This window comes from Paeniroseomonas aquatica, assembly GCF_030409335.1.
Lineage (GTDB): Bacteria > Pseudomonadota > Alphaproteobacteria > Acetobacterales > Acetobacteraceae > Belnapia > Belnapia aquatica.
On record NZ_JAUFPN010000200.1, the window covers coordinates 41,608 to 52,950 of the forward strand.

At 59.0% G+C, this 11,343-nt stretch carries 12 protein-coding genes; 6 read left to right on the forward strand and 6 right to left on the reverse strand.

What is annotated here, in order from left to right; translation table 11 throughout:
- Positions 1-310 precede the first annotated feature (310 nt).
- The 3 genes from QWZ14_RS32115 (at position 311) to QWZ14_RS26800 (ending at position 2,968) form a co-directional block, all read left to right on the forward strand.
- On the forward strand, positions 311-655 hold the full coding sequence (locus QWZ14_RS32115) for a helix-turn-helix transcriptional regulator (protein WP_290320094.1): 345 nt from the start codon (positions 311-313) through the stop codon (positions 653-655).
- 66 nt (positions 656-721) lie between these two features.
- Positions 722-1,054: a bifunctional DNA primase/polymerase gene (locus QWZ14_RS26795; RefSeq protein ID WP_290320095.1), complete on the forward strand. Its 333-nt coding sequence runs from the start codon at positions 722-724 to the stop codon at positions 1,052-1,054.
- Between the two features lie 132 nt (positions 1,055-1,186).
- A complete protein-coding gene (locus QWZ14_RS26800; RefSeq protein WP_290320096.1) occupies positions 1,187-2,968 on the forward strand; it encodes a DUF5906 domain-containing protein in 1,782 nt (593 codons plus the stop codon).
- Positions 2,969-4,497: 1,529 nt separating this feature from the next.
- Here the strand turns inward: QWZ14_RS26800 and QWZ14_RS26805 are convergent.
- The 6 genes from QWZ14_RS26805 to QWZ14_RS26830 form a co-directional block, all read right to left on the reverse strand.
- Positions 4,498-5,298, reverse strand: coding sequence for a DUF692 domain-containing protein (locus QWZ14_RS26805; RefSeq protein ID WP_290320097.1), 801 nt, complete (start codon positions 5,296-5,298; stop codon positions 4,498-4,500).
- Entirely contained in the window at positions 5,288-5,977 is a 690-nt protein-coding gene (locus QWZ14_RS26810) for a hypothetical protein (protein WP_290320098.1), read from the reverse strand. The genes QWZ14_RS26805 and QWZ14_RS26810 overlap by 11 nt, the downstream gene beginning before the upstream one ends.
- A complete protein-coding gene (locus tag QWZ14_RS26815; RefSeq protein ID WP_290320099.1) occupies positions 5,970-6,764 on the reverse strand; it encodes a hypothetical protein in 795 nt (264 codons plus the stop codon). The genes QWZ14_RS26810 and QWZ14_RS26815 overlap by 8 nt, the downstream gene beginning before the upstream one ends.
- 3 nt (positions 6,765-6,767) lie before the next feature.
- Entirely contained in the window at positions 6,768-7,964 is a 1,197-nt protein-coding gene (locus tag QWZ14_RS26820) for a glycosyltransferase (RefSeq protein ID WP_290320100.1), read from the reverse strand.
- 328 nt (positions 7,965-8,292) lie between these two features.
- Positions 8,293-8,937 (reverse strand): signal peptidase I, encoded by a 645-nt coding sequence (gene lepB / locus QWZ14_RS26825; RefSeq protein WP_290320101.1) that lies wholly within the window; start codon positions 8,935-8,937, stop codon positions 8,293-8,295.
- 66 nt (positions 8,938-9,003) lie between these two features.
- Positions 9,004-9,216, reverse strand: coding sequence for a hypothetical protein (locus QWZ14_RS26830; protein ID WP_290320102.1), 213 nt, complete (start codon positions 9,214-9,216; stop codon positions 9,004-9,006).
- Positions 9,217-10,088: 872 nt separating this feature from the next.
- On the opposite strand from QWZ14_RS26830, the gene QWZ14_RS26835 reads away from it, so the two are divergent.
- The 3 genes from QWZ14_RS26835 to QWZ14_RS26845 all read left to right on the forward strand — a co-directional run bounded on the left by QWZ14_RS26835 (position 10,089) and on the right by QWZ14_RS26845 (position 11,309).
- The gene (locus tag QWZ14_RS26835; protein WP_290320103.1) at positions 10,089-10,514 is read left to right on the forward strand and encodes a helix-turn-helix domain-containing protein; all 426 of its coding nucleotides are present in this window, start codon (positions 10,089-10,091) and stop codon (positions 10,512-10,514) included.
- Positions 10,515-10,602: 88 nt separating this feature from the next.
- Positions 10,603-11,028, forward strand: a complete 426-nt coding sequence (locus QWZ14_RS26840; RefSeq protein WP_290320104.1) for a hypothetical protein — start codon at positions 10,603-10,605, stop codon at positions 11,026-11,028.
- A gap of 2 nt (positions 11,029-11,030) precedes the next feature.
- Positions 11,031-11,309, forward strand: a complete 279-nt coding sequence (locus tag QWZ14_RS26845; RefSeq protein ID WP_290320106.1) for a hypothetical protein — start codon at positions 11,031-11,033, stop codon at positions 11,307-11,309.
- The last annotated feature ends 34 nt before the right edge of the window (positions 11,310-11,343 follow it).

Consider the following 11,343-nt stretch of genomic DNA (forward strand, 5'->3'; position numbering starts at 1 on the left):
CATCCGTCGCGCCGCTCAGGTCGGAGCACCAGAGTGCGGCCGGGAAGGCGCGGCACGCGAAGTCGCCGGCCGGGAAGGTGGAGGCTAAAGTCCGGCAGCACTGGGACCGCTGGAAACGCGGCGAGGAGAATTTTCCCGATGAGCGCGCCTTCGTGCGGGTCATGTCCAACGGATACCTCACGGTAGAGGCGCGTACCATAGGTGGCTGGGCTCGAAGATGGCGACGGGAAGCGGGCGAACGTGATTCGAAGCCAGCCGGCTGACTGCCTGCCAGCCGGCTGAGAGGCTGCACCACGCGCGGCGGATCGCCATGCTCCTGACGTCCACGCACGTTCAGGAGAATCTACCGGTGTCCCGAAAAGCCCAGCTGACTTTCTCTAGTAATGCGCTCGCGATCCAGGCTAACCCGCTCCGCGTCTCTACGCGGGCGCCATCCCGACCGAATCACGAAGGGGCCTCCGGTGCAGACCGGATCCTCCGCCAGCCAGAGGTCGCAAGACGCACTGGCTTGAGTCGCAGCAGCATTTATCAACGCGTCAAGGAATGTCACTTCCCCGTTCCAATTGCGCTGGGCGAGCGGGCGGTGGGATGGCTTGAATCGGAGATTGACGGCTGGATAACCGAACGCATTATTGCCAGCCGGCCGCCGTCCTGAACGACCTCCTTCATCCTTTTTAGACTCGGCGAGGTCGTGATGAGTACAGCCAGTTCCGCAGGATATTTGGCCAAGCTGGGCGAGATCGTCCTGGCGAACGGTTATCCGGTGACCCCGATTCCGGTCGGCGGCAAATGGCCTGGTATAGTCAACTGGCAAAATATCCACCCGACGCCCGCGATGGTCCGGAACTGGGTCGGCAACGGCCACGCGCACGCGGGCGTCGGCATCATCTCCGCCACGGTCCCGGCCGTGGATCTCGACATTCTCGAGTCCGATCTCGCACGGCACATGCAGCAATGGGTAATCCGGCACATCGGATATGCACCCGTCAGAATCGGGCAATACCCAAAGCGGTTGCTGGCCTTCAAATCCGATGATCCATTCAGCAAAGTTTAGTCGCGGCGCTTCAAGGATCTGCATGGCGTCATCCACAAGGTAGAGATCCTCGGCGACGGGCAGCAGTTCGTCAGCTATGCCATCCACCCCGACACGGGCCTCCCGTATGCATGGCTCTCAGCAGCCGGCCCGATGACGCTACCGCGGGATAGCCTTACCGAGCTGTCGAGCGAGCAAGCCCTTGCTGTCGTCGCTGAATTTGAAAAGCAAGCGCTTGCCCGCGGATGGGAGATCGCCCGCAAGGCCAATCTCGACGGGCCGCGCGACACCCGCCTGCCCGGTAGCAAGCGCCCCGTCATCGAAGCGGCGAAGCTGGCGAAGACGACAAAGGTTGAGGATGATTGGTCACAGGGGATCGACCTAAAGGGGCCTGTTGACGTCAGTGTTGACGAGCTGCACGCGAAGCTGCTGCTCGTGCCCGCATTCGAGGATTACCAAAGCTGGCTTGAGATCTGCGCGGCACTGCACCACCAGTTCCAAGATGATCTCACAACCGGGCTTGAGCTGTTCATCGAGTATTCGTCGCGGTGCGACAACTTCGGTGAGAGCGAGTGCATCGAAAAATGGAACAGCTTTCACCGGTCCGACGCCGCCAATGCGAAGACAGCTCGCTATATCCTGGCCCTTGCGAAGCAGGCGCTACAGGAAGCGGCCACAGAGCAGCGTACAGCCATCGAGACAGCGCTGCGCGAGGCAGACACCTTTGAGACGCTGCGAGCCGCTGCCGACCTTGCCAAGCATGCCAGCTTCGACGCGGCAATCCGCGATCTTATCACCGCGCAGCTCCGTGCCTCACACAAGCGCATCACCGGGCACGCGCTGTCCATCGCCACTGCTCGCAGCATGGTTCGGTATGAAGATCCAGAGCGCAAGGCGGCGCCGCGATGGGTTGAGGGATGGTGCTACCTTACCGACGATAACACGTTCTATCACCGCGAGACGGGCACGGTGATGATGCCACAGGCATTCAATACCGCGCACACCCGGCACATGCTGTCCAAGCGGGACGTGCTTGAGGGGCGCGTGTTCACCGAGCTGCTCCCCGCCGATGCTGCGATGAATCTCTATCAGATTCCGTGCGTCCGCAATCGCATGTATATGCCGCATGAAGACGAGTTTTTCACCGTCAACAGCGTTCCCTACGTCAATACCTACACCGACAAGTCCGTGCCAGAGGAGCCCGAGACATTCAGCCCGCAAGAGGCGAAGGATATCGACATAGTAGAGGCGCATCTGCGCCATCTGTTCCCCATCGCCCGCGAGCGCGAGCTGTTCCTGTCCTGGCTCGCCTACATCGTGCGGACCATGCGCCGGCCGAATTGGGCCGTGCTGCTGCAAGGCGTCGAGGGCGACGGCAAAACCTTCTTCCACTCTCTGCTCGCCCTCGTCCTCGGGCCTGAGAACGTCGGGCTCGTGACCGGCGATGCGCTCGAAAACCAGTTTACCGCCTTCGCGGAGGGCAAGCTGGTCAACGTGATCGAGGAAGTGAAGTGGACCGGTCACAACCGCTTCGACGTGCTCAATCGGATCAAGCCGTTTATCACGAATGCCTCCCTCTCAGTCTGCCGCATGCACAAAGACGCCTACTCGATACCGAACTGCACCGCCTATCTGCTGCTGACGAACCATCGGGACGCGCTGCCGCTGACGGATGGCGACAGCCGCTATTTCATCTGCACGAGCCAGTGGCAGAACCGGGCCGATCTCGTCGCCTTCATGAACGCTAACCCCACCTACTATGGGCATCTCTATGGCGCCATCGAGCGCAGCCCTGGCGCCCTCCGCCGCTGGCTCCGTACCCGCGAGCTGCATAAGGAGTTCAACCTGTCTGCCAGGCGCCGACCTCAACCGGCAAGCGCTACATGGTCGCCATGGCGAAGTCAGAGGAAACATAGGGGATCGAGGACGTCCTAGCCGAGAGCAAGCAGCCGGATCTCTGCTCTACCCTGCTCGATGCGACCAAGCTGACGGAAGCCATGGGCGAGATAGAGGGCGGCGTGGTGCCCCTCACCAGGGCGATGAACAAGGCGCTAACCGAGCTTGGGTTTTCCTACCTTAGTCGGTTTATGGTCGACAAGGAGCGAGCGCGGTATTGGTCCCGCCGGCCGGGGCTGTTCAGCGTGGAAGGCGAGCCACAGGCGGCTCTGATTCGGGCATTCTTATCGGACGAATTGTGACGATTCGGGGCTTCCGGGGGCCTAAAACGGGCATTTCGCCGCCCGGATAGGGCTATCCGGTCACTGCCCCGACTTGCCCGGTTTCGAGCAACAGCCCTGCTGCACCATTATTCCGGTATATCCTTGTGCCGGCGCCCTTCCGCCACGGGGGGCGCACTGACCGAAATTGGCCGAATACGCCTTTTAAGCGTCCGAAACGAACTATTCGGCCACACCCTTTCGGGCATCGCTAATTCCTTATTATATATACCTTTCTTCTTCTACTGCCCGAATAGATAGATAGAATGGTATAATATGAAGGAAGGAGAAAAACGCAAAGGATACGATATCATATAGAACGAATTTCTCTATAGGGGTAATAAGGCACCAGGGCAATCGGGCATTCGGGCAATCGCTTTTTCTACGCACCGGCATACCTGCCAGGGATTAGTTGAGCCGGCATATTGGTTTTTCGGGATGATGGCTAACTTAGGTGGTTGCGGCATTGACCATACAGGGCACATAGCGTCGTGTGCCGACTATCCGACAAATCTCCGGACAGTGAACTATGTACGCGAACGAACATGCACTCCGAATCCTCAAGGCCGCGCAGACAGCAGTGCGCGACCTAGAGGAATCGATTGAGGCCCGGCTTGAGCAGCTCCTAATCGCGGTGGATATGGCGGTGTGCATCTGTCGATGCTCGCCGGCGGAACGCCCGACATTGGACACCAGAACGCGAGCCCGGCGGAAACGCCGGCACCCCGGCCCTTTCGAGTCTACGCGGTGGACTAACCGGTCGAGCGATTAGCGACGCTTCCGCACAATCGGCCTTCCTGTGCCCCCGGAGCGCCGAATGGAGTAACGGTTCCCTCTGCCCCTCTCCCTAAATCGGCCTTCCACCTACCGAATCAGCCGTAACACCGGGCTCCGCGCCCGCCCCAGGTAACCAGTTGGTTCCCGGAAGGACCCAGAGCCACCCATAGGGGGACTACCTGGGCGGCCCCCTGGCGCCCCTGCCGGCATGCACTGCCACCCGCCGACTACCACTATCGGCACCGCAGCCGTCCTGAGGCCGCCCAGGATTGCGCTACAGGCCAGCCGGCCATCCGCCTGGCCGCGGACAAGCTGGACCCACTCGAAGTGATGGCATGGACCGGCCTGTGACGTGTGTGGGCGCAGAACCTACCCGGGACGCACAAGCTCCTGGCCGCAGTGGTCCCGCCCCGGGTTAAGGCGGCGCGCAATGCCTCCGGCTGGCCATACTCCAGCACTCGTGGTCTGGAATTAAACTGAGAGCGCGTCTCGAACTCTGGATAGCTCGCTAAGCAGATCACCCGAACCGCCCAAGTTGGCATCGCGTTCTAACACCACGGTGATAGGTCCTGACGCCTGCTGCGTTATGGTTCTCACAATCATCAGAGCGTCCTCAGATACAGGCGAGTCATGGGTGTCGACAGCGTAGCCTGCAACCATCCGATTTCCGGCAAGATGTATCTCTCGAACACGCCCATGGCTTATGAATTCTTGCCAGCGCTCAATATTTCCTCCGAAATTTGCCGTATTTATCAGAAAATTATTGACGTCAAACAAAATTGAAGTTCCCGTGCGGGAAGAAAGTTCGTGTAAGAAATCCAACGCATCCATCTCGGCATCTATACACTGGTAGTATTCTGACACGTTCTCTATGAGAAGGGGGAGAGAGACCGCCTTGGCTATCTTCGATATCGAGGCGGCCATGACGTCGAGGGTGGAGCGGTTATATGAAATTGGCATCAGGCGGCCGGTCGAAATGCCCGAAAGGGCGTCCCTAGCAAGATGGATACTAAACAAATCAAATCTATAATCTCTATTCTCATCCAGAAATCGCTTCACGGCGTCAAGATCACTGTGGCCTAGTTCCGCAGGAAAAACGCTGACCGAATGAATGCTAACGGGCTTGTCCGGGCTTGGTAGCCGCAATCCGCGATGCCGAATTTCATTCTCCAGGACGATCTCGTACCCATCCAGCAGTGCGTCAGCTTCGGTTAAGAACTTCCGCGTCATGGCGTTGATTTGAAGGCGTACATCGCCCGAATTATTCGCCATCTTCTGCGCCTTCAGCCGAGACAAAAGCGGCTGCCCGAAATTTTTCCACCGGTACGGTGAGTGCTCGGACTTTCCCTGTCTCAAAGCACGGCTCGAATATTTGAACGGTGCCCGACATAAGGTCGTCCGCAGTGAGCAGCTCTACCTCGATCAACGTACGGCTGGTGACTGCGTACCGCAGCCCCCTGAGACCAGCAGCCGTGGCTATCAGCGGTAGATCTCTCAACTGACGGTCACAGAGCATCCGGGCGCGATCGCGATGCAAGGCTAGTTTCAAGTCGCCGCCAGACACCTGTCTGCAAAGCCAACTGAAGCACTCGTCCTCGAGCTTGCTGCTGTCAGCGCTCAGGGAGATCTCGGCGTGGCCCAAAAAGGCAGCGAGATAATTGGAAAACTGCTCGGCCCCGAGCGCCGTCCGAACTGACGCGAAGCGCACACTGAGGCTACGACTTGCCCTTTCGCAGTTCAATCGAGCTAAGGCGTCCAAGCCCACTCGGTTCTTTCGAAACCAGCGCCAGCCTGGCGAATCTAAGTCTGGCCTCTTATCATGCTGTCCGGCAGGGCTGTTATCTTGTGCTGATGCAAGGACGTCCTGCAATTTGAGCCGGAGATCGGCACTCGCAACATACCTGGCAACGAAGACATCGGAACCGTCGGGGTGGATGAACTCGTCAGGCACGGATGGCCTCGCGGAGTAACTGGGCCGCTCGGGCCACCTGAGCCTTGTCGTCGGGACCATCAAGATAGTGGTAAGCATCCTCTAGCCGACGGAGGCCCCGAATTGGATCAATTCGCGCCATTGCCTTAATGGCGAGAAGCTTCATTGATGGGCGAGCCAAAATATATATCGTGTCAAGAAGATGGAGTGACCGCTCTGTTGGGCTGTGATTGATCATGAATATGAAAGCCCGGAGAGCGCGGTCAAAGATGCCTGCAGCGTATTTTCCCTCTTGTGTCTCGGTGATCCATTCTACCTCGTCCCCAAATTGCTGACTTTTCGGAGTTCTACAAAAAACCGCAAGTGTAACCGCCGGAACATCTCCCACATTTTCGGCGGCATGGACACATGGGGGCACTACTTTACCAATGTCGCCCGCGATGCCCGAAAAGCGCTTTACTTCTTTCTCACCTGCATCATCATACAAAATGGCGTCAATCGCGTTGGACACAACACCTGTTACAGTCCAGCGGTTGTGCCTGTGAATGTCCCCTTTGAATCTGGCAGGCCAGAAGAGCATTCGCATTAGATAGCCAGCGTCGATGTCCTCGGCGATTTGTGGGTTTCGCCACCGTGACCTGCCATTCTGCATTGTCATTAGGCAACGCTCAATGCACGAGTGGACGAAGTCCGGACGAGTTATGTAGGTCTTAAGCGTGTCTCCGGCGACATCAACGCGCTCTTTGTCGGTAGATGCCGACACTAGCTGACGATTTATGTCCGCCAGGAAGTGATTGAATGCCTCCATACCTCACCTCGTCGCCTGAAGAAGTATTTTCTCCCAGGAGCAAATATAATCCTGATGAAGCTGTCGGTGACTTAGTTCATCAGTCTGCCGTGGACGGCGTTTGCACTCAGCGGCGATGGCCATTGCTGTGACTAGCGAGCGTGTGACATCCGGCCCTCGAGCCATGAGTAGATCGCCGGAAGATTTCAAGGCTTCGGGAACCCCGAGCAGTGATTCGTCAGTTGCAATGAGACGGGCGCCGCATGCCAAGACTTCACGAGGTACTATAGATCTGTGCTGGGCAACTTTGTACGCTTCCTTTAGATACACGACTGCTGTGCAAGACTGAATGAAATCCGGAATTTGCCAATTCGGCAAAGGCTTGTGGATAGAGACATGGTCAAGAATGCGGCATGAAGCCGCGTCTTCGGCTAGGTTGAGCCCGTTGTTTAAGGGCGCTCCGACCAAGCACAGCTTGCCAGATGCATGGGCGTTCCGAAATTCTGTAAAAGCAGTAAGCAATTCGAATAGACACTTACCGCGTGTGAATTTGCCGTAGAAGCCAAATATGGGCTCGTCCTTGCTCAACCCAAATTTTGCGGTAAGCAAGGAGCGAAAGGTAGTAGGCGCATCTGTTGCTTGGAAGTATTCTGAAGGCGGAAAGTAGGGGGCCGGGCGCGGTCCATCGAGGGCCGCTCCAAACCGTTCGGCCGCAATCCGAGACTTCGCGACGAAACGTCGGGCCTTTTGTGCAACCTCCCGGTAAACTTCGGCGATCGCCTCGTCGGAGCAGAGTCGAACCGCGTCAGTCCCCGCATGGGTTATCACATGCGGGATCCTCAACGCCTCCGCGACGAAATGACCGACAAGAGCGTACGGCTCGAGGTAATGAGAGAGCAGAACATCCGGACGAAAACTCTTCAGCGCCGCAAAAGACTTGGAAAGAAATTTTGTGAATTCAATGTTCGCAAAGGGTAGATAGAGTGTCGGGTCCTCGATGTCGGCGTACTGAACCTCGATATTCGCAAGTTCAGCAGGCGGCCTTGCGAGCGATTCGTCAGTGTGCGCTCGGACCGCGTCCTTGACCGTCGACATGCTGTCAGAACAGACGATTACATCGTGGCCGAGACGCTTCAAACCAATGGCTAGCCAAAAATTGAGGGTGCTTACCTGCCCCACAGTTGGCGGAAACTTCCCCAATATCGCTATCCGAGCGCTCATCCTAGCCAGGCGCTCCAGTCCCACCGACGGATATCGGCATCAAATCGACCGCATCGCCAAGCCGCGAAAGATGCTTCGCACTGCCTCTCTGATGACAACCGACAAGAGGTGCAGGTCGCTCAGGCATCAGATCCACCCTTTCAGCCCGATGCGCGTTTTCTGTGGCCTTGACCATGTGGCCACAATACGTTGCGAACCGCGACATCGGTGCATTCGCGCCTGCCTCAATCTTGGGGCGCCCGACAAGTAGATCCGAGCCGTACGGCTAAGGCCACCAAGCCGGTCTGCGTTGCGAGCAGTGGGTGCCACGCTTCGATGCTGAGGAAACTCAGTTGCTCCGAACCCAGGTCGAGATGGGGCCGTGCTGCTCTTCGAGATCCTGGAGTACATCGGCCGGTACCCGTGAGGTGCCACTCCGAAGCGCGGCCGCAGTGACCTCATGAGGAGGAATGAGGTCGTTCAACCGACCTAGAACTGACGTCAGCTTGACGGTGCCGAGGCTACGCGAATCGTTTCCCGACAAAAGATTGTCCTGGAGGATGAATACCTGATGATCGGGAATGGTAATCGGGCCGGCGGAAAAATATGGCTTGAACGCAGCTTCGGCCACATTGCTGTATATAGACTGCAGCTCTTTCGGGGGAGAGATATGGCTTCCGTTAATGTAGAGACCCGATTGGTCCAACATGATGGTCTCATTCGGCAGGCCAACGACACGTCCGACGCGATTCATACGCAGTGGACCGAAAACTGCGAAGTGTTCCGCATAGAATTTTTTGACTTCTGCAGCGCCGATCTGCCGAAGGTGTGCTGATTCGCGGCCTGCAATGAAAGCACATTGGTCAATCGTCATCTGAGACCTGTAGCCAACCACGGTCCACCGATCGACACTCAAATCGCGATATTCGGCAACAGCGATACTGCCTTTTGGGATGGTGGGTTCCATCCCGTCATTGTGGATGAGCGCGGCCATCTTTGGGTGGGAAGGCATCGGCTGTCCTCTATCGCGCGGTCGGTTGGGGGCAGGTAAGAGCCGACTTCAGTCTGTAGAAATCTTCACGCCCGAGCACGACAAACATCCCGCTTCCAATGAGTCGTAGCTGTCGAACGACTCGACGGTGCCGATGGCAAGATTCTCAAGCTGCTCCAGCGCGTTCTCCAAGGCGGCATTCTTGGCTGCGGCTGCCTTCTGAGCCGAAATGTGGGGCACGTCGGACGTGCCGGCGGTCTCTACCGTCTGCTGCGTATCCATAGAGCCGACCTCGCATAGGGTTGAACATTCTGGGGTATGACAGCACTGCAGTCTCTAGCCGGTCAAGCTGTTTGTAACGGCTTGTTCGGTTCCCACCCTGTCGAGCACGCCGAGTGATTTTCAAGGGGCGCACAGGATCTGCACTCCCCCGCAGCTATCATGCGCCGCGGTAACGCCGCGCGTTATGCCGCCTCACCGCGGGGGTCTCGATTCTGCTGCTACGCGACCCCAAGCAATGCATTCACTTCCTGCGGCGTTTCCATCACAACGTGCCGTCGACCAGAGACTGTGATTACCGACCGAGCTTCCGGAGGGTCCTGTTGTGGGTCAGCTGGCTTGACAGAGGAAATGGCGCTCCGGCTTAAATACACCGGTTCTCTGTTCGCCGACGTCAATTGCAGAAGTATGGCCCCAGCCTGCCTGAGTCTCTCTGCGAGTTGGTGGACGCCTTCGCGAGTGTACTGCCGATCCAGTCCGAACTCAATTTTTGTAGCGTTTGGCATCTCGGCCGTGGGTAGACTAGGTCGTATTCGGTACACGCTTGCTACCGCCACGATGATCTCACCGCCATCCAGCGTCGCGATGCGTACGAAGGACATAGTCGTTTCCCTCCCGGGCTGCTGCCCACCGTCTCATGTCCGTGATCGAGTGCGCAATACTGCTTTTCTTCGGGGCGATGACGCTCTGGAAGCTCTCTAGTGGGTCACCTGCCTCGGAGTGTGCCATAGTTTCTGCTTCCGATGGCGAGGCGACCCATGTCACGGCGGCACAAAGATCCACTCCGTTCACTCAGTGAGGCGGAGCGGACCTCGCTCTGGCGGCTGAGCCGATCGCAGAGTGCACCGGCGGCGCAGGTTGCGCGTGCCCGGGCATTGCTGGCCGTGGCCGAAGGGCAGAACTACACGGCAGCGGCGCACCTGGTGGGCCGCGAGGTCGGCGACACCGTGGCGCGCTGGGTGGCGGGCTTCAACCGGGACGGTTTGGCTGGTGTGGTGCCGCGCCATGGTGGTGGCCATCGGGTCCGCTATGGCGAGGCCGAACAGCGGCGTATTCTGGCCGAAGTTGTCCGGGTGCCGGAGCGGGCCCGGGACGGTACGGCGAAATGGTCGCTGACGACACTGCGGGATTCGCTGCGCCGGGCCAAAGATGGCCTGCCCGGCATCACCACCTCCACAGTTGGACGTGTCCTGCAGGCGGTCGGATACCGCTGGCAGAAGGAGCGGAGCTGTTGCGAGACGGGCTGCGCCAGCGCAAGCATACGGGCCCGGTCACCGTCATTGATCCAGATGCCGACATAAAAAGGGGCTAATCGAGCGGGCCTACACGCTTGGCGCCTCGCTCGGCCTGGCCGTCTGGTGCGAGGACGAGGCGGGTCCGTTCCAGGCTGTGCCGCAGCCGGGCAGCAGCTGGCGGCCGCAAGGCGAACCCGCAACCCAGCCGCATGGGTATGTCCGAGGCGGCACCTGCAAGATCCTCACCCTGTTCCATCCTGCCAGCGGGCAGGTTCACCTCCAGCCAGTCAGCAGCTGCACCAACCCGGTGCTGCATGGCTGGCTCAAGGAGCGGCTGGAAATGGTCTTGGCGACGCTGCCGCCACCCGCCGCGCTGGCGGATGCAACGACAAGCCGTGCCGCGTGGGAAGCCTGGCAGGACGGCTTGGCCGTGCGCTTCACCTTACCCGCCGAGCTGCCACCACTGCGCATGCTCCTGGTTTGGGACAACCTTGCTGGCCACAAAACACCGGAGATGGTGGTCTGGCTATGCGAGCACGGCGTCATGCCGCTCTACACCCGCTCGACGGCAGCTGGTTGAACATGGCGGAGTCCATCCAGCGGATCCTCAAGCGCCGTACGCTCGACGGCCAGCATCCACAGAACCCGACTGAGATCGGCACCTGGTTCGAGCAGACCGCACAAGCGTGGAACCGGCATCCCACACCCTTCCTGTGGAACGGCAAGCGCCGGCAAAGGCGGCGCAAGCAGCGCAATGACGCATACGCCCTCGGCGGCTCAGGCGCTCATGCGGCACAGCCGCTTGCACGCCGCCGCCGCTGCTCGGAACAATGGCACACTCCGAGGCAGGTGACCCACTAGACCAGATGTCCGCCTGAGATAGGGGTGACCCGTC